13 protein-coding genes are annotated in these 18,012 nt (G+C 64.7%); 6 read left to right on the top strand and 7 right to left on the bottom strand.

What is annotated here, in order from left to right:
- The first annotated feature begins 25 nt into the window (after positions 1–25).
- The 3 genes from ACFB49_RS10785 (at position 26) to ACFB49_RS10775 (ending at position 5,874) form a co-directional block, all read left to right on the top strand.
- Entirely contained in the window at positions 26–2,479 is a 2,454-nt protein-coding gene (locus tag ACFB49_RS10785; protein WP_380879285.1) for a TonB-dependent receptor, read from the top strand.
- Between the two features lie 163 nt (positions 2,480–2,642).
- Positions 2,643–4,574, top strand: a complete 1,932-nt coding sequence (locus ACFB49_RS10780) for a flavin-containing monooxygenase (RefSeq protein WP_380879283.1) — start codon at positions 2,643–2,645, stop codon at positions 4,572–4,574.
- A 118-nt stretch (positions 4,575–4,692) separates the two neighbouring features.
- Positions 4,693–5,874 carry an MFS transporter gene (locus ACFB49_RS10775; RefSeq protein ID WP_380879281.1) on the top strand — a complete coding sequence of 394 codons (1,182 nt, stop codon included), beginning with the start codon at positions 4,693–4,695 and terminating at the stop codon, positions 5,872–5,874.
- A 75-nt stretch (positions 5,875–5,949) separates the two neighbouring features.
- Here the strand turns inward: ACFB49_RS10775 and ACFB49_RS10770 are convergent, their stop codons facing one another.
- From ACFB49_RS10770 to ACFB49_RS10740, 7 genes are all read right to left on the bottom strand, one after another.
- On the bottom strand, positions 5,950–6,690 hold the full coding sequence (locus tag ACFB49_RS10770) for a TetR/AcrR family transcriptional regulator (RefSeq protein WP_380879279.1): 741 nt from the start codon (positions 6,688–6,690) through the stop codon (positions 5,950–5,952).
- Positions 6,691–6,801: 111 nt separating this feature from the next.
- Positions 6,802–7,659 (bottom strand): SDR family NAD(P)-dependent oxidoreductase, encoded by an 858-nt coding sequence (locus tag ACFB49_RS10765; protein WP_380879277.1) that lies wholly within the window; start codon positions 7,657–7,659, stop codon positions 6,802–6,804.
- A gap of 22 nt (positions 7,660–7,681) precedes the next feature.
- Positions 7,682–8,623, bottom strand: a complete 942-nt coding sequence (locus ACFB49_RS10760) for an alpha/beta hydrolase (protein ID WP_380879275.1) — start codon at positions 8,621–8,623, stop codon at positions 7,682–7,684.
- 27 nt (positions 8,624–8,650) lie between these two features.
- Positions 8,651–9,550: an SDR family NAD(P)-dependent oxidoreductase gene (locus ACFB49_RS10755; RefSeq protein WP_380879273.1), complete on the bottom strand. Its 900-nt coding sequence runs from the start codon at positions 9,548–9,550 to the stop codon at positions 8,651–8,653.
- Between the two features lie 27 nt (positions 9,551–9,577).
- Positions 9,578–10,237: a Dabb family protein gene (locus tag ACFB49_RS10750; RefSeq protein WP_380879271.1), complete on the bottom strand. Its 660-nt coding sequence runs from the start codon at positions 10,235–10,237 to the stop codon at positions 9,578–9,580.
- Positions 10,230–10,580 carry a hypothetical protein gene (locus ACFB49_RS10745; protein WP_380879269.1) on the bottom strand — a complete coding sequence of 117 codons (351 nt, stop codon included), beginning with the start codon at positions 10,578–10,580 and terminating at the stop codon, positions 10,230–10,232. Before ACFB49_RS10745 ends, ACFB49_RS10750 begins: the two co-directional genes overlap by 8 nt.
- Positions 10,577–11,566: an NADP-dependent oxidoreductase gene (locus tag ACFB49_RS10740; protein ID WP_380879267.1), complete on the bottom strand. Its 990-nt coding sequence runs from the start codon at positions 11,564–11,566 to the stop codon at positions 10,577–10,579. Before ACFB49_RS10740 ends, ACFB49_RS10745 begins: the two co-directional genes overlap by 4 nt.
- Positions 11,567–11,784: 218 nt before the next feature.
- Here ACFB49_RS10740 and ACFB49_RS10735 point away from each other — a divergent pair, with 218 nt between their 5' ends.
- The 3 genes from ACFB49_RS10735 to ACFB49_RS10725 all read left to right on the top strand — a co-directional run bounded on the left by ACFB49_RS10735 (position 11,785) and on the right by ACFB49_RS10725 (position 17,986).
- Positions 11,785–13,221, top strand: coding sequence for an NAD-dependent epimerase/dehydratase family protein (locus ACFB49_RS10735; protein ID WP_380879265.1), 1,437 nt, complete (start codon positions 11,785–11,787; stop codon positions 13,219–13,221).
- Positions 13,222–13,262: 41 nt separating this feature from the next.
- Positions 13,263–14,564 (top strand): sugar MFS transporter, encoded by a 1,302-nt coding sequence (locus ACFB49_RS10730; protein ID WP_380879263.1) that lies wholly within the window; start codon positions 13,263–13,265, stop codon positions 14,562–14,564.
- Positions 14,565–14,788: 224 nt separating this feature from the next.
- Positions 14,789–17,986 (top strand): family 78 glycoside hydrolase catalytic domain, encoded by a 3,198-nt coding sequence (locus ACFB49_RS10725; RefSeq protein WP_380879261.1) that lies wholly within the window; start codon positions 14,789–14,791, stop codon positions 17,984–17,986.
- Positions 17,987–18,012 lie beyond the last annotated feature (26 nt).

Here is an 18,012-nt window from a genome sequence, read left to right as displayed (position 1 = left end):
CGAAGCATAATTTCGGGTCGCCGCGATGATCTCGGTGGCGACCATGCCCGTCGGCGCGCTGATTTGCCGACGGGCGAACCAATCAACGACGATGGGAGGAATATTGGTGGTTTCTTGTAGCTTCCGGCGTTTTGCTTTCGTGGTTCTCGCCGCTGGTGCGTCGACCCTGGCTTTTTCCGCTCAGGCCTTCGCGCAGTCCGCCGACGAGGCTGACGTGGCGGACGAAATTGTCGTGACGGCCACACGCCAGGCGCAGTCGTTGCAAGACGTGCCGATGTCGATCAACGTCGCCTCGGGCGAGACGCTGCAGAAGCTCAATCTGTTCGACATCAAGGATGTCCAGCTCTTGTCCCCCGGCCTTGATCTCACCAACACCGGCGGCCGCAATAACACGGCGACGCTGCGCGGCATCGCCTTCGACCCCGACCAGGGCACCTCTCCCGCGGTCGACATCTATTTCAACGAGATTTCGGTCGACGCGCAAACCGCATTCACGGCGATGTATGATCTCGAACAGATCGAGGTGCTGCGCGGGCCCCAGGGGGCATTGCGCGGCCGGACGGCGCCGGCGGGGGCCATCACGATCCGCACCCGGCGCCCCGACCTGTCCGAGGTCAATGGCTACATGCAGGGAACCGTTACCGATCGGGACGCCGTCAACTTCCAGGCCGGCGTGTCGATCCCGCTTGTCCAGGATCGCCTGGCGTTGCGCGCCGCGATGTTGATCGACCGCAACGATCTCAATCAGATCGACAATGTCAGCCGCGGCGCCAGCTCGCGCAGCACCACCGAGAGCGCCCGGCTGTCCCTGGCCTATGCGCCGACCGACACTTTCAAGGCGGTCATTACCTACCAGTATCTCTTCGCCGAGAACGACCAGTTTCAGCAGGTCGTGGGGGCGGGTAATCAGCCGAGCCTGTTAGACCCGGCGCGCAGCGGTCCGCCGGCGGAGGTCGCGGATCGCATCGGCGTCGCCGAAGGGCCGATGAACTTCCGCAATCGCAGCCATATGGTGACGCTGGACGCCAACTGGGATCTTGGTGCGCATACGTTGCAGCTGCTTGCCGGCCACCAGGATACGCTGCTCCGCCAGCGTGCCGACCAGGATTTCGGCAACGCGATCCCGGGCTATGTGAACCTGCAGGATGTGCGGACACCCTATAAGGTCGACACCGCCGAATTGCGCTTCGCATCCGCCGACCGGAGCTTCTGGAACTATTCGGCAAGCCTTTATTATTCGAAGCAGACGGGCGACGTGACCGTCACCCAGGACGCCAACCAGTTCTTTGCCAATGACGTGCCGCCGACGCCGTTCCCGGCAAGTTTCGGCGCCTTCCTGCCCGTCGAAGCGAGCATCCTTGCGCCGACCTATCAACGCACCTTTGCGATCGCGGCAAGCTCCAGCTTCCAGTTCACCGACGAGCTCCGCTTCGAGCTCGCCGGCCGCTATTCTTTCCTCAAGACGCGTCAGGAAAGCTTCCTCACGCTCACCTCGCCGGGCTTTCCGGGCGCTGGCATTCCGCCCTTCGTCCAGGGGCCGTTCAACACCGTCGATCCCGCGATCGGCACCCAAAAGCATGACGTGCTGACGGGAGGGGCCAATCTCACCTATGAGTTCAGTCGCGACGTCACGGCCTATCTTTCCTATGGCCGTTCCTACCGTGGTCCGACCGCGGCGGTAGGCTCCACCGCGCCGCTCGACACGTCCCTGCTGCTGACCAGGCCCGAGCATTCGGACGCCATCGAGGCGGGGGTCAAGTCCGCCTTCCTCGACCGCCACCTGACGCTCAACCTGAGCGCCTTCTGGCAGAAGTTCGATGGCTACATCTCACGGGCTCGCGGCATCTATTATTCGACCGAACGCGATGGCGTGGTCGATGGCGTGTTCGATTTCAACTTCAATGGCGACGCCGAAGTGAAGGGCGTTGAGGCGACCCTGGCGGGCCGCTGGGACGCTTTCGACTTCTCGGCCAGCGCTTCCTATGTGGATGCCAAGTTCGACCATGCGATGGCGCCCTGCAACGACTTTAATGGCGATGGCGTCCCGGATGCCGACGGCGCAGCGAGCGTGCCGGTCGGCGAGCAGGTGGCGACGTGCGAGCGCAATGACCGCATCGCCGAGCAGCCGAAGTTCAGCTTGACCGCCAATGCCGAATATCGCTTCGAAATCGGCGACTATGAGCCATTTCTGCGTGGTCTTTTCACCTATCGTCCGGGCTTTTCCTCGACGGTCGCCAATTACGACTATCGCAGCCGCGAGACCTTGAACCTCTATGTTGGATTGCGCGGCCCCGACCGCCGTTGGGAAATTTCCGCCTTCGCCAAGAATGTGCTGAACCAGCAGCGCATCACCAGCATCGGGCAGGGCAATTACCAGACCGCGACGGTGGTGCCGGGCATCGCCTTCGACTCGGGCTATCGGCTGATCAGCTCGACCACGCCACGCGAGTTCGGCCTCACGGCGCAGTTCAATTTCTGACGCGCCGCCAACGTCATAAGGGGGCGGGGCCGGCGTCTTCAGCAATGAAGGCGCCGGCTTCTGCGTTTTTGATGACGGCGTCGTCCTTGCGAATTGGGTTGCGGACGCCTCCAGCCTACATTAGTGAGTAAACACTAACATGAATCGGCAGGCGGAGAGTTTGATGGCTAGGGGTGGAGACAATCTGGGCGAGGACGATCGGCTGCTGCCGCTCGCGGACACGGCCGAACTGCGTGCTGCGCTTCGCGAGGCGAATGTGCCGACGCTGCTCATGTCCTATGTGCATCTCACCCATGACGCGGCGATGCTGGACATCTTCCAGAACTATATCCGCCCGCCCTACAGCATGCCGCCGACCGAGATTCCGCAAGAATGTGTCGAGGATCTGCGCGCGCGGCTGCTCGACGTCCTGACGACTGCGGGCAAGGCGAAGGCTGATGCGCCCTCGGATGAACTCATGCACCGCATGATGTCGGTCGGCGTCGGCGAACCGGTCGCCGACGAATTTGTCCCGCTGCTTTACGATCAGATCGGTCTCAAGCTGCCGGTCCCCCGCAACCAGCAGCCGGGACGAAAGTCGCCGCCGCCCGATTTCAAGGTTCTCGTGATCGGCGCCGGCCTGACGGGTCTTTGCGCCGGCATCAAGCTTGCCGAGGCAGGCTTCGACTATGTGACGATCGAGAAGAATCCCGAGGTCGGCGGAACATGGTACGAAAATCGCTATCCGGGCGTCGGCGTCGACACGCCCAGTCATTTTTATTCCTATTCCTTCGAGATCAGCCCGGAGTGGAACAAATATCATCCGCATGGCGCGGACATGCAGGACTATCTGCTGCACGTTGCCGACAAATATGATCTCCGGGACAACATCCGTTTCAACACCACCGTGACCAAGCTCGTCTATGATGAGCCGGCGTCACTCTGGCGCGTGACGGTCAAGACCCCGGACGGCCGCGAGGAAGTCTTGAGCGCGAACGCCGTCATCAATGCTCACGGGCCGGTCAATCGCTGGAAATATCCGGACATCCCGGGCCTGGAGGAATTCCAGGGGGCGCTTCTCCACACGGCGACCTGGGATCCCACCGTCGATCTGAAGGGCAAGCGGGTCGCGGTGATCGGGACCGGGGCCAGCGCAGCCCAGCTCGTGCCGGCCATTGCCGGCGATGTCGGCCAGCTCACCGTCTTCATGCGCAGCCGGCATTGGGTCATCTACAATCCCGAGATCATGGATGATGTGACCGAAGGCGTGAAGTTTGCGCTACGCCACATCCCCTTTTACCGGGAATGGTTCCGTTTCCGCGTCTACTGGTTTGCAGCCGACGGCCTGTTCGGCAACGTGCTGGTCGATCCCGACTGGCCGAAGGACTCACCCGCGGTCTCGGCGGTAAACGAGGGCATGCGCCAATATGCCCTGGCGCATCTCAACCACAAGTTCGCCGATCGCCCCGACCTGCGGCAGCAGCTGACGCCTGATTTCCCGATCTTCAGCAAGCGGATCATCATCGATGGCGGCTGGTTCGATGCACTCAAGCGGCACAATGTCGCGCTTGAGACCGACCGGATCGAGCGGATCCTGCCGAACGGAGTTCTGATGGCCGACGGGCGCGAACTTGGCTTCGACATCATCATTTGCGCGACGGGATTCGATGTCGCCAACATGCTCGGCAAGCTCGAGGTGCGGGGGCGCGATGATCGCAACCTGCGCGACGAATGGGGGACGGATGACCCGCGTTCCTATCTCGGCGTGACCCTGCCGGGCTACCCCAACTATTTTCTGACCGTTGGCCCCAACAGCGCGCCCAACCATGCGGCGGGCCAGAACCTCATCTCCGAGACCCAGATCAACTATATCATCGAGTGCCTCGATCGGGTGATCGATCAGGGCGCGCGCTCGATCGAGCCCACGCAGGAGGCCTTCGAGACCTGGAACCGGACGATCGACGAGCGCATGAAGTCGATGATCTGGGCGCATCCCAAGGCAGAGAGCTATTATCGCAACAGCAAGGGCCGCGTGTTCCTGTCCTGGCCCTATCGCCTCGTCGATTACTGGACGGCGACCCGCAATCCCGATCTCGCAGACTATCGCATTGACTGAACGACAGTGGGATGACGAAGCCGAGCCGGCCTCGTCATCCCACCCGGTCCGATCCGGACGAACAATCGTCCCCGACCGCATGAAAGCCGAGCCTGGTCGGGGCCAGCCAACTGCGCTGGTGCGTGGCACCAGGGGCTATCGACGTGCCGTGGCGGCCTTGTTCATCGCTGGCCATGCCACCTTCTCGCTGGTCTTCTGCATCCAGCCGCTGCTCCCCGATCTCGTCGGCACCTTCCGCATCGGGGCGGCGGAGAGCGCGCTTGCCCTGTCGCTCACGACCGCGGCGCTCGCCCTTGCGATTCTCCTGTCGGGCATGATCGCGGAAATGGTCGATCGCCGGCGGATGATGCTTGGCGCGATGCTAGGCGCAGGACTGGTCGGCATGGCCGGCAGCCTTGCGACCGACTGGCACCTTTTTCTTGCCTCGAGGCTCCTTGAAGGCCTGTTGCTCGGCGGCATGCCGGCGGTAGCCCTTGCCTATGTGGCAGTCGAGGTCGATCCTCGGGACGTCGGACGCGCGAGCGCGATCTTCATCGCCGGAACCGGGCTCGGCGCCATGATGGGGCGCGTCGGCGCCGGCATCATCGCCGATCAGGCCTCGTGGCGGCTCGCGCTGGCCGTGATCGGCGGGCTGACCGTCCTGGGGGCGATGCTCTTCGGCATCTTATTGCCCCAACCCGTTCATCGCCCCCGAGGAAATGGTCTGAACCTCAGGCGCCACCTCAAGGCCTGGAAGAGCCATCTTGCCCATCGGCGGCTGTGCCTGCTGCTGCTGCAAGGCTTCGTGCTGGGCGGCGTCTTCGTGACCTTCTTCAATTTTATCGGCTTCGTCCTGATGGCGCCGCCCTTCAATCTCACCCAGACCGTCATCAGCCTGATCCTTTTCGTCTACGCCTTCGGCATTGTCGCAAGCATCGTCGCCGGCGAGGTGTCCGCGCGCTTTGGCCAGGCCCGGCCGCTTGCCGCGGGCATGCTGGTGATGATGGCGGGCATTGCCTTGTCGACCGCCGCGTCGCTGCCGGTCGTCATCGGCGGCATCATCATTCTCACGATCGGCTTCTTCGTCGGCCACGCGATCGCAAGCGGCTGGGTAGGGCAGGTTGCCCGCCATGATCGCGGCCATGCCACCTCACTTTACCTCCTGAGCTATTATGGCGGCGCCAGCCTGATGGGCTGGGTGGGCGGCAAGCTCTGGGATGGCGGTGGCTGGACGCCTGTTGCCCTGGCATCCCTTGCCCTCGCGGCCCTCGGCTTGCTGCTTGCGGCCCTGGCGATGCGTTGGCGCGCCGCGGCAGGCTGACGGCCTATTGGCGTTCGCCGCGTCCTGATCGCGAAAGCCCGACCTGCGATGCCGATTCCAACGGCGCTCTTCGGATCACGCGGCCTTCGGCTTTGCCTTCCTTGTCGTCTTGACGGGCCGGGCCGAGGACGGCGCCCCTGCCTTGACCGCCGCTGATGCCTGCATGAGGCCGCGATGCGCCTCGATCACGGCGTCCGACAAACCCAGTCCCCGCGCGCAGAAGCGGATCGCCTCTTCAAGCAGGGCCGCATCGTCCCCTTCATAAGGGATGATGCCGCGCTGGTGGGTGCGCGAGGCCAGCATCATCGAACTGACATGCTCGATGAATGTGAAGGCATTTTTGGCCGACATCGGAGGTCCCACGAGGTCGCCGGCGAGCCGCGCCTTTTCCATCGCGATCTCGAGCGGCTTCAGCCACAACCGCATCGACCGGCGATAGGCGAGGGCGGCGTAGGTGCCGTCGCCCGAAAGGCTCGAAAAATAGATGCGTATGCCCTCGGCATTGTTCGCATCCTTGCCCTGGAGGCTGTGCACGAAGGTGCGGCGGAGCATGTCGATGATACCGGCGGCGTCCGGGGACATGCCGCTCAGGACCTTGAACGTCGCATCCTGCGACCGGATCATCCGGCGGAGCACGGCACGGTAGATAGCGACCTTGCTGGGGAAGTGCCTGAAGATCAGCGCCTCGGACACTTCGGCCGCCTTGGCGATATCGAATGTCTTGGTCCCGCTGAAACCGCTTCGGGCGAAAACGCCGGTTGCCGCCTCGATAATGGAATCGCGGCGATCATTGCTCGACAGGCGTTGTTTGGTCATGACTTTTCGTAACGGCAGCCGGGCGCGCTTGAAAGTCACAATTTACTGACAGGAAGTTGCCGACCCTCTGACCGAATGCCGGGTGCGATCCGCTCGCACCCGGCGGGTCGGTCAATCGATCCCGAGCAATTGCTTGGCCTCGCCCGCAAGAAAAGGCGGTGACTGGTCGCGGAAGAACTGGATACGTCCATCGACGGCCGCTTGTGTCATTTCCGGCTGGGTCGAAACCCAGAACTTTCCTTCAGCCACCTGCTCAAGGATACGCTGGCAACCCTCGGCGAGGTCCATGCCGTAATTGGCCATGAGATCGAACATGGCCTTTCTATGCGCGGATGCGGCTTCGGGTTCGCCCTTGCCGGCGGCGGCCTCGAAGATGCTGGTCTTGAGCATGCCCGGCATGATCGAGCTCACATGGATCGGGGCCTGCTTGAGCTGCATCTCGAGATAGAGGCATTCGGTAAAGGACTGCACCGCATGCTTGGTCATGATGTAGGCGGTCTGCGTCGGCATCACCGAAAAGGCGCCGACCGAGGCGAGGTTGGCGATCCAGGCTTCCTTGCCGGCTTCGAGCATGTAGGGCGCAAAGGCCCGCACGCCATGGACAACACCATGGATATTGATGTTGAGCGTCGCCTCCCAACGATCGGCGGGGATTTCCCAGGTGTAGCCGATCGTCTCGATGCCCGCATTGTTGACGAGCAGGCGGACGTCGCCGAAGCGATCGACGACCTCGGCCGCCAGCCGGTCGAGTTCCGCAGGCTTCGAGACGTCGACGACCATCGCCTCTGCCCTGCCGCCCTTCGCCTTTATTTCGGCGGCAACGGCTTCAGCCCGTTCGGACGAGATGTCGGTCACGACGACCGTCATGCCGAGTTCGCCCGCGCGCCTGGCAAGGCCCGATCCAATCCCTGCGCCAGCACCGGTGATCACGGCGACGCCGCCGGCAAAAGCCTCTGTGTCGGTTTTCATATTATCTCCAAGACTGGACTGTTCAGGGCTGGGGCGCGAACTGGCGCTTCAGGAAGCTGCAGGCATCGTCCATCGCGGCCTGCGCGCCGGGCAGGATTCCCAACCACGAGACAAAGCCGTGCACCATCCCGGGATAGCGCTTCATCTCGACGGGAACGCCGGCCTTCGCCAGCACAGCGGCAAAGTGCTCGCCATCATCGCGAGACGGGTCGATCTCGGCGGTTCCCATATAAGCGGGCGGAAGGCCGACATGGCTCGTGGCGCGAATGGGCGACGCAAGAGGGTTGTGCTGGTCCTTGTCCGGGTCGACCAGATATTGGTGCCAGAAGAAGAAGACGTCGTCGCGCGACAGGATCGGCCCATTGGCGAATTCGACGGATGAGGGCGTGTCCTGCGAGGGGTAGTTGCCCGAACCATAGAACATCACCTGGGCCGCAATCCGGGGCGTACCTGCGTCGCGGGCACGAAGGGCGACCCCTGCCGCAAGGTTCGCGCCCGCACTGTCGCCCGCCACCGCCAGTCGGGCCGGATCGATGTTCAGGCTGGCGGCATGCTGGGCCGTCCACAAGGTTGCGGCCCACGCATCATTGGGGGCGGCGGGGAAGGGATATTCGGGGGCGAGACGATAATCGACCGAAACCACCATGGCTTCGCTGCCATAAGCGAGGCCGCGCGCGATCATGTCCTGCGTGTCGAGGTCGCCCACGACCCACCCACCGCCGTGGAAATAGACGATGCCGGGAAAGGGGCCATCGCCGACCGGCGTATAGATGCGGATCGGAATGGGACCGCCGGGTCCCTCGATCGCATCGTCCTCTATGCGGCCTAGGGGGAGGTCGAGCGGCGGAAAAGCGAGCGAGCTGGTGCGAACGCCAGCGCGTAACACGTCCACGGGCATAGAACTCACTGGCGGCCATTCGGGCGCGTTTGCCAGCATGGCTTCAATCTGCGGGTCGATCGGCATCTTTCTCTCCAGTCGGTCCGGATCCTGTCAGTAGCCCTGGGCAATGACGTCGGGGTGCGACCAGGCCGGGGGCTCGGCGGGTGGCAGCTCGGTCTTGCCGTCAAGCGTCATCACGCGGCGCTCGTGCGCATGTGGCCAGTGCATCGAAAAACCGATATGGCCGGTGCGCTCGGCGGCCGGAAGTTCGCACATCGCGAGTACCGTCTCGGCAAGATAAGCCACATCCTCGGTCGGATAATCGGTCGGGATCAGGGCGTCCGCGCCAGGCGTCCGGATGGCGGTCGACGGCCCCACCACGTTGACCGCGATATTATGGTCGACCATCTCGGCCGCGAGGCCTTGCGTGAAACGATGCAGCGCGGACTTGACGCTGGCATAGAGCGTGTCGCCGCCCGCCTTGCTATAATCCTGATAGGGCCGCATCGGCGGCAAGGTCGTCACCGACCCGATATTGACGATCCAGCCCGCACCCTGCGCTTTCATCACCGGGATGGCATCGCGGATCAGTTGGAACGGCGCGCGCAGATAATGCGTGATCGTCCGATCGAACGTGTCGTCGGACATCGTCTCGATGCGGCCATAATCGGCGTAGCCGGCGTTGTTCACAAGGATATCCAGCCGTCCCGCGGCCGCGACGGCGCGGGCCACCAGGCTGCCGCGCTGTTCGGTATTTTCCAGGTCGGCCGGAACGGCGATCGCCTTGCCGCCGTCTGCCTCGATCAGGGCGACGGTTTCGGCGAGCGTGCCGGGGATTATCTGTTCACCCCCGAAGCGCTTCTGGGTGGCGGGCTGGGTCGCCGAACGGGCGGTGACGACCACCATGGCGCCGGCCGAAGCCAGCCGCCGGGCGATCGCCTGGCCGATGCCGCGACTGGCGCCGGTGACGAGGGCAACCTTTCCCTCGAGCGGTTTCTCGCTGGAACTCATTCCTGTCTCTCCCGGATCTTCATTGTGTCAGGCAAGGATGACCGGCGCGTCGATGGCGCAGAAGGTGTGCACCAGCACGCGGTCGACGAGATGGTCGGGATATTCGGTGTCGAACCAGCGCTCGACATGCGCCCAGTGGGCGGGATGCATCATGTACGGGCCGTTCAACCCTTCGATGCTGTCATATTCCTGCTCCCAGACGTGGGTCCAGGGACGGAGCCCGGAGGCTTTGGCGGCTTCGGAAACCTGCCAGCGGCGAATGGCCTTGATGTAGCGCGGCATCGACGCGGTCTGGCGGGCGAATGTCCCCAAGCGTTCCTCGTTGGGGTTCATGTTCGCGCAGAACAAGGCGACGCGATAGAGGCCGGTGCCGTCGGACGAGCCGCCAGCCAGTCCGCCTTCATATTCGACGCGTTCGAGGCTGGCGACGAGCGAACTGTCTGCGAGCCCTTCCTCGATCCCGGCCCATTGGTCGCCTGCCGCGGCGGCGGTCAGGGCGGCGCGGTCGTCGAACGCCAGGCGGCAGATGAGATCGCCGCCATTATAGACGCCTGGCAGGGTTGGCTGGATCGTGGCGCCGCGGACAGCAGCGTGGCGAGCGGCGTCCCCGAGCCTGGCGGTGAAGGCCGCCCGCGCATCGGTAGACGCATCGGCCGAAAAGCCGATCACGAGGAGCAGATTATACATGGCTGAGGGTCTCCAGCTGGTCGGCCTCGGCCATCAGCGATCGCGTGCGTGACACGATCAGCGGGGCGGCAATGTCTTGCCAAAATTGGTCGACGTCGGGGGACATGCGCGCGACATGTTTCGCGCCCCAGACACCGGCGACATCGGCCACCGCCCAGATGAGGAGGAGGCGATTGGGCTCCTCGTCGAGCCACATGGCGGGCTCGACGCGGGCATGGGCGAGGCGCATGCCCCGGGCCTCGGCGCCGGGGGCATAATGCGCGCGACAAGCGGCAAGAAAGGCCGGTCCCTGGCCAGGACGCACGACGATATCGTCAACGATCCAGATTGGCGTGTCGCTCATTGGCCGACCTCCGCATTCACTTCGAGCAGGATCTTGCCGCGGACATGTCCGGCCGCGACGCGGGTCTGGGCCTCGGCCGCCCGGTCGAGCGGCAATATGGTCATGTCCGGTGCGCGGATGCGGCCGGCGGCGAGCGCGTCAACGAGACCGTTGAGCTGGCGGGGCTGGTTGGGGAAGGTGGACGTGGCGATCTCGATGCGCACGCCAAGCGCCTCGGCCCGAGCGGCGTCCGGCATCGGCTCGTCGGCGATCAGCGTGGTGATGGGGGCGACAAGACCGCCACGCTTCAAGATCTCGATGGCATCGAGAAGGCTGCCCTGGCCGACCGTGTCGATGACGAGGTCGACGCCGTCGGGGGCCCAGGCGCGCACGGCGTCGATCACGCGGCCTTCGCGATAATCGATGGCGAGGGCGGCACCGAGGTCCCGGACATAATCGAGATTATGCGGGCCACAGGTGGCGGCAACGTCGGCGCCTGCCATGCGAGCGAGCTGGATCGCAAAACTACCGGTACCCCCGGCACCACCGTTGACCAGTATCTTTTGACCGGCCTTTGCCTGGCCCACGTCGAACACGGCCTGCCATGCGGTCATGCCGGCGGTCGGGAGCGTCGCCGCTTCACGAAAGCCGACAGACGCGGGAAGCTTGACGACACGCTCCCGATCCGAGGCGACGAACTCGGCGTAGGAGCCGCGCGCGCCGCGACCCTGGTTGGAGGCCGTGACAACCCGGTCGCCGACCACGAGATCGGTCACGCCTTCGCCGACTTCGGCGACGACGCCCGCGGCATCGAAGCCGACGACGAACGGGAACTGATAGTCGAAATAGCGGGCGAGCCAGCCCTCGCGCGCCTTCCAGTCGGCGGGATTGACGCTGGCAAAAGCGACCTCAACCACCACGCCACCCGCTTCCACGGGCGGGCGCTCGATGTCGCCAAGGCGCAGAACTTCCGGACCGCCGAACCGGTCCAGCACCATTGCCCGCATTCACCACTCTCCTCTGGAATCACTCGTAGTGAGTTGTTACTAACATTGCGATCGAGAGTTGCAATCGCCGAGGGGGCTGTCGCCGTCCAATCGGAGGGGGCGGGCCGGATCAGGTGGTCTCCGCGCTTGCGGGCAAAAGAGATTTAATGATACGATAGCGTAAATTTAAGACGAGCGCTCTCCGATTGCAGCGCCGAATCGAGGGGAAATTCGCCAGCATGCAACAGGATCAGCGGACGCTTGTCTTCCTGACGGGCGCCACGGGCACCATGGGTGGCGAGACCATGCGGCAACTGCTCGCGCGGCGCGAACGATTCCGTGTCCGGATTCTGGTGCTGCCAAAAGAGCGCGACTTGCCCGCGGTGAAGGCATGGCGGCGCGATCCCGATGTCGAAGTCCTGCTCGGCGACCTCACATGCTATGACGATGTGCGGGCCGGCGTCTCAGGCGCAAGCCATGTGCTCCATGTCGGCGGCATGGTCTCGCCACTGGCAGACCGGTTTCCCGAACTTACCATGAAGGTCAATGTCGGCGGTGCCGAGAACATCGTCCGGGCCATCCAGGATGGGCCCGAGCCTGACGAAGTGCGCCTCGTCTATATCGGCACGGTTGCGCAGACGGGCTGCCGGATGCCGCCTGTCCACTGGGGGCGCACCGGCGATCCGATCAAGATCAGCCGCTATGACCAATATGCGGTCAGCAAGACGCAGGCTGAAGCGATCGTCGCAGAATCCGGTTTGAAGCATTGGGTGTCGATCCGCCAGACAGGCATGGCGCACACGGAGATGTGGCGGATCTTCGATCCGATCATGTTCCACAATCCGGTCAACGGCGTCTTCGAATGGTCGACTGCCCGGGATTCCGGGCGGCTCATGGCCAATCTCTGCGAGGCGGACGTACCCCAGACACTCTGGCGCGGCTTCTATAACATGGGCGGCGGCGAGAGCGCGCGGGTCGTCAACCATGAGTTCATGGTCAAGACCTTCTCGGCGCTCGGGATCTCCGATTATCGCCGGGTGCTCAGGCCGAACTGGTTCGCGACCCGCAACTTCCACGGCCAATGGTATAGCGACTCGGATCATCTGGAAGCGCTGGTGCCGTATCGCAGCCAGACGATCGATATGTTCGTCGATGAACTCGCACGCGCCATTCCCTGGGCGGTGAAGGCGGCCGCGGGGACGTTCCCGAGCGCGGTCGGCAAACGCATCCGCAAGCTTGCCGAAGCGCCGGGCGGCTCGCTCCACTGGCTGGCGAATGACGACGAGGCGCATATCACGGCCTATTTCGGGTCGCGCGAGGAATATGACGACATACCCTCGGATTGGCGCCAGTTCACGCTGGCCGCGCCGTCGCGCGCTCCCAGGCTCCTCGATCATGGCTATGACGAAGCACGATCCATCGAGACATGGACGATCGCGGACATGGCCAGGGCCGCCGACTTCCGCGGGGGCGCGTGCCTTTCCGATGTGATCGAGGGGCCGTTCGCACCGCTCGACTGGCGCTGCGCGCAAGATCACCATTTCCGCATGACGCCCAACCTGATGCTGCGTGGCGGCCATTGGTGCCCGACCTGCATGGTTGATCCGGAAAGCTATGACGCGGTGGCCCAGGCCAATCCGTATTTTGCGCAGGTGCATGCACCCAGGCCGGCCTGATCGGGCCGTTGCACGACCGGAGGGCGACAGGGGGGTGGGGAATGATTGCAAGCCATGAAAAGCATACCGCGGGCGAAGCGGCACGGCCGGCGGACAGGACATTGTTCAGGCTCTGCCTGAGCCTCTTCTTCATCTGGGGCTTTGCGACCGTCCTCATCGACATCCTCGTGCCCAAGCTGAAGTCGCTCTTCATGCTTGGCTATGCCGAAGTGATGCTCACCCAGTTCGCCTTCTTCATCGGCTATCTGGTCTTTTCGCTGCCGGCCGGCATGATTGTCCGCCGCTTCGGCTATATGCGTGGCATCATCGCCGGGCTCGGTATCATGGCGGCGGGCTGCCTGCTCTTCATCCCGGCAACCCGCTTCGGCCTGTTCGGCGGTTTTCTGGTCGCGCTTTTCGTCATGGCGAGCGGGGTAACAACGCTCCAGGTCGCGGCCAATGCCGTGATCGCCATCGCCGGACCCCAGGCAAGCTCCTCGGCCAGGCTGACGCTCGCCCAGGCCTTCAATTCTCTCGGCACGACGATCGGGCCGATCATCGGCGCCCGGCTCATCCTGAGCGACGCTCCCGTCGTGAACGCCGCCGCGCTCTCCGCTCCGGCGCTTGCCGCCAAACGCGTCGTCGAAGCCGATGCGGTCGCCTTGCCATTCATCGGCATCGCGCTCGTGCTTGGCGTGCTTATGCTCATATTCTGGGGTCGGCGGGATATTCTCGGATCAGCGAAGCCTGTCAGCAGGGATGGGCGGCCGGGTCTTGCCCTGCTCGGCCGGCCGCGCCTCACCTTCGGGGCACTGGCAATCTTCGCTTATGTCGGCGCCGAGGTTTCGATTGGCAGCCTTCTCGCCAATTATCTGATGCAACCCTCGGTGCTGGGCGCAACCGCGCTCGAAGCGGGGCAACTCGTCAGTCTCTACTGGGGCGGCGCCATGGTTGGCCGGTTCATCGGCGCCTGGGTGCTCGGCCGCTGGCGGCCCGGCCGCGTGCTGGCCATCCATGCCGCAGCGGCGCTCGCGCTGGCGGCCCTGTCGGCAACGACCTCGGGCTCGCTCGCCGCGGCCGCCATCCTCGCGGTCGGTCTTGCCAATTCGATCATGTTCCCGACGATCTTCACGCTGGGCCTTAAAGGTCTCGGCGACGAAACACCGGGGGGCTCCGCCTTGCTGTGCCTCGGCATTGTCGGAGGTGCGATCATACCGCTTGCGAGCGGTATCGTGGCGGACGCGCATGGTCTTGGTATCGCGTTCGCCGTGCCGGCCATCTGCTATCTCTGGATTGCGTTTTACGGTCTCTATGCCACGCGCGACGGCGAAGTGGGCCAGGCTGCCGCGCCTGCGCTGCACTGACCTCGAGCGACTTCCGGATCGGCGCGGCGCGGCCCGATACCTATCGGAACGCCCGCCGCAATCGCCGGCTTTTTCAAGCACGAGCATGGCGGGGCGCGAATATGATCTGTGACTGGAAAGATCGATGAGGGCCGGCATTTGGCGCTTTCCTGGCAGGCCATGACGTTATATGAACGGTAGCGTTCAATTAAGGCTTCCTTGAGGGGGCGCCGAAGGGGAGGACTATGGAACTGGACCGCCGCACTGCGCTGGGGATCGGCCTTGCCGGTGTGGGAAGCCTGGGGCGTCCTGTCTTGGCCGGACCCGCCGTGCGCGAACAGGCCTTTGCCGTCCTCGATCTTAAGGTATCGGGTCTTGTCCGACCGATGGCGACGGGCGATCTGCTGCCGCGCTTCGCCTGGAAGCTCGCCGGGGATGGGCATGAACTCAGGCAACAGGCCTATCGGATCTGTGTCGCGCGATCGCAGGATGATCTCGTCGCCGGGCGCGAGCTCGTCTGGGACAGCGGCAAGATCATGTCCGACCGGACGTTCGACATCGTCTATGGCGGCCCGCCGCCGACGGCGCGGACAAGGTTCTGGTGGCGCGTCGAGGTCTGGCCGGAGGCGACCGGTTCTTCGGTGACCAGCCCCTCCGAATTTTGGGAAACAGGCCTTTCCGCGGTGAGCGACTGGACGGCCGGCTGGCTCGCTTGCGAGACGGAGGTCGCCGCCCTCGATCGTGCGGCAGGCCTCCACTGGATCAGCGCTTCACCAGCGCACAAGGTCGGGCAGGTCGGTGCCTTTCGGACGAGGATCGAGGTCGACCGTCCGACCACTGCCGAGCTCCTCCTGTCAGCGCACGCGCTCGACGGCATCTGGCTGAATGGCGAACCGGTAACCCCAGAGGACGAGGATCCGGTCGCCTGGACGACCATGGCGACCTTTACATTGCGGCTTCGCCGCGGCCCCAACATCCTCGCCGTCGCGGTGAAACGGGTCAGCGGTCTGGGCGTATCGGGCGCCGTGCTCGCCGCGATCCTTCGCCTCGATGGCCCTGACGGGCGCAGGCTCACGAGCGCCGAAGGCTGGAAGGCAGCGCTTGAGGCGCCGAAGGGCTGGCAGCAGGCGACGTTCGACGACAATGCCTGGCCGACGGCGCCAGCGGCCGCGCGCAAGCCGGTGGGCGAGCCGTGGCCGACTTATCCTGCCATGCTTCTGCGTCGCGAGTTCGCCGTGGCACGACCGCTCCGCTCGGCCAGGCTCTATGCGACCGCGCTCGGCGCCTATGAGGCGTTCATCAACGGGGAGCGCGTCGGCGACGGCCGCATGGATCCGCAGTTCACGGACCCGTCGCGCCGGCTCCTCTATCAGACCCATGATGTGACCGGGCTCCTGGCCGCGGGGGCAAATGCGATCGGGCTCTGGGTCGGCGACGGCTGGTACGGCAGCGAATATAGCCAGGGCGCGCGCTTCACCTTCGGACCCGCGCCGTGCCGTGTCCTGGCCCAGCTCGAACTCACCTATGAGGACGGCACGGTCGAGACGATCGCCACGGGAGACGGCTGGTCGATGGCCGCTTCGCCCATTCTCTCGTCGGAGATTTATGATGGCGAGGTCTATGACGCGCGGGCCGAGCAGCCCGGCTGGGCGAAACCGGGATTTGCCGGGCGCGACTGGAGGCCGGCGAGGCGCGCGGAGGCACCGGTGCTCGTCCCCGAACCCGAGCTCTGTCCGCCGGTGCGTGCGACCCAGGTTCTGAAAATGCGCTCCGTTCGCGAACGCGCGCCGGGCGTCCACGTCTTCGATTTCGGCCAGAACTTCGCGGGATGGGCACGCCTGCGGGTCAAGGGGCCTGCCGGCACCCGCGTAAAGATGCTGTTCGGTGAAGTGCTGGGTGCAGGCGGCGGGGTCGACCAGGCCAACCTGCGCAGTGCCGCGGCGCGCGACGTCTACATCCTCAAGGGCGGTGGCGAGGAGGTCTGGGAACCGCGCTTCACTTATCATGGCTTCCGCTATGTCGAGGTGCATGGTCTGCCAGAAGCGCCCGACCAGGCCACGCTCGAAGGCGTCGTCGCGCATACCGACCTGCATTTCTCGGGAACGCTTCGGGTCAGCGATCCGGTGATCCAGAAATTCTGGGAAAACAGCTTCTGGAGCCAGCGCTCGAACTTCTTCGGGCTGCCGACCGACTGCCCGCAGCGCGACGAGCGACTGGGCTGGATGGGGGATGCCGAAGTGTTCTGGCCGGCTGCGGCATTCAACATGGATATCGAGGCCTATACCGGCCGCGTCATGCGCGATGTTCGCAGCGCGCAAGGCAAGACCGGCGGATTTCCCGATTGTGTCCCGCCCTTCACGCCCGGCATGGCGCTGTCATCGCCGGGCTGGGCTGATGCGGGCGTCATCCTGCCTTACATTGCCTGGCGCCAATATGGCGATACCGGCATCATTGCCGAGAACTGGGAGGCGATGGACCGCTATCTCGGCTGGATCCAACGGAGCAATCCGACGCTGCTCTGGGAGAAGTCGCGTGGCGCCGACTATGGCGACTGGCTGTCGGTCGATGCCAGAACCCCCCAGGAAGCGACGACGCCCAAGGATCTCATCGGCACCGCCTATTGGGCGGCTGACGCCGCCATGATGGCGGAGATGGCGGCCGCGACCGGCCGGCCGGAGGACGCCCGGCGCTACCGCTTGTTATTCGAGGAGATCCGCGCCCGGTTCGGGTCGGCTTTCGTGAAGCCGGACGGATCGGTCGGCAACGGCAGCCAGACCAGCCATGTGCTCGCGATCCGCTTCGGGCTGCTGTCGGACACCCAGCGCCTCGAGGCCGGCAAGCGACTTGCCGCCGATATCGCGGCGCGCGGCAACACGCTGTCGACCGGCTTCCTTGGAACCCCGCATATCCTCGACGCGCTGGCGGACGCGGGTCAGGAGCGGATGGCCATGAGCCTGCTCCTGCAACGCGACTATCCGTCCTGGGGCTATATGGTCGAGAAGGGCGCGACGACGATGTGGGAACGCTGGAACAGCGACCGCGGCGATGTCGGGATGAACAGCTACAACCATTATGCGTTCGGTGCGATCGGCGCCTTCCTGTTCCGGCGCGTCGCCGGCATCGATGCGCTCGAGCCGGGCTTTCGCCGGGTGCGGATCGCGCCGATCCTCGATCCGCGGCTGAAAAGTGCCGCTGCCGACTACAAGTCCGCGGCGGGGCTGATCCGGTCGGCCTGGCAGCTCGATGGCGACAAGCTTTCGCTCGACGTGACGATCCCGCCCAATGTGTCGGGGGTCGTCTCGCTGCCGGTCTCGCGCGCCCATCTGCTCAAGGATGGCCGGCCACTGAGGGGGGCGGCAAAGGCCGCAAAAGGGCGGCCGAACGCGACGGTCGAGGTGGGTCCGGGTACCCATCGGTTCGATGCGAGATTGACGGCTGTATGATCGTGGAGGGCGGGGGATCGACAGGA

The sequence above is a fragment of the Sphingomonas sp. DBB INV C78 genome (assembly GCF_042693015.1).
Lineage (GTDB): Bacteria > Pseudomonadota > Alphaproteobacteria > Sphingomonadales > Sphingomonadaceae > Sphingomonas_E.
The sequence above is the reverse complement of the archived record's forward strand: the minus strand, read 5'-3'. Positions and strand labels throughout refer to the sequence as shown.

Excerpts from the sequence above, each read along its gene's own strand:
- ACFB49_RS10785 (WP_380879285.1), top strand. The coding sequence starts at position 26 with ATGATCTCGGTGGCGACCATGCCCGTCGGCGCGCTGATTTGCCGACGG.
- ACFB49_RS10780 (WP_380879283.1), top strand. The coding sequence starts at position 2,643 with ATGGCTAGGGGTGGAGACAATCTGGGCGAGGACGATCGGCTGCTGCCG.
- ACFB49_RS10770 (WP_380879279.1), bottom strand. The coding sequence starts at position 6,690 with ATGACCAAACAACGCCTGTCGAGCAATGATCGCCGCGATTCCATTATC.
- ACFB49_RS10765 (WP_380879277.1), bottom strand. The coding sequence starts at position 7,659 with ATGAAAACCGACACAGAGGCTTTTGCCGGCGGCGTCGCCGTGATCACC.
- ACFB49_RS10760 (WP_380879275.1), bottom strand. The coding sequence starts at position 8,623 with ATGCCGATCGACCCGCAGATTGAAGCCATGCTGGCAAACGCGCCCGAA.
- ACFB49_RS10755 (WP_380879273.1), bottom strand. The coding sequence starts at position 9,550 with ATGAGTTCCAGCGAGAAACCGCTCGAGGGAAAGGTTGCCCTCGTCACC.
- ACFB49_RS10750 (WP_380879271.1), bottom strand. The coding sequence starts at position 10,237 with ATGTATAATCTGCTCCTCGTGATCGGCTTTTCGGCCGATGCGTCTACC.
- ACFB49_RS10745 (WP_380879269.1), bottom strand. The coding sequence starts at position 10,580 with ATGAGCGACACGCCAATCTGGATCGTTGACGATATCGTCGTGCGTCCT.
- ACFB49_RS10740 (WP_380879267.1), bottom strand. The coding sequence starts at position 11,566 with ATGCGGGCAATGGTGCTGGACCGGTTCGGCGGTCCGGAAGTTCTGCGC.
- ACFB49_RS10735 (WP_380879265.1), top strand. The coding sequence starts at position 11,785 with ATGCAACAGGATCAGCGGACGCTTGTCTTCCTGACGGGCGCCACGGGC.
- ACFB49_RS10730 (WP_380879263.1), top strand. The coding sequence starts at position 13,263 with ATGATTGCAAGCCATGAAAAGCATACCGCGGGCGAAGCGGCACGGCCG.
- ACFB49_RS10725 (WP_380879261.1), top strand. The coding sequence starts at position 14,789 with ATGGAACTGGACCGCCGCACTGCGCTGGGGATCGGCCTTGCCGGTGTG.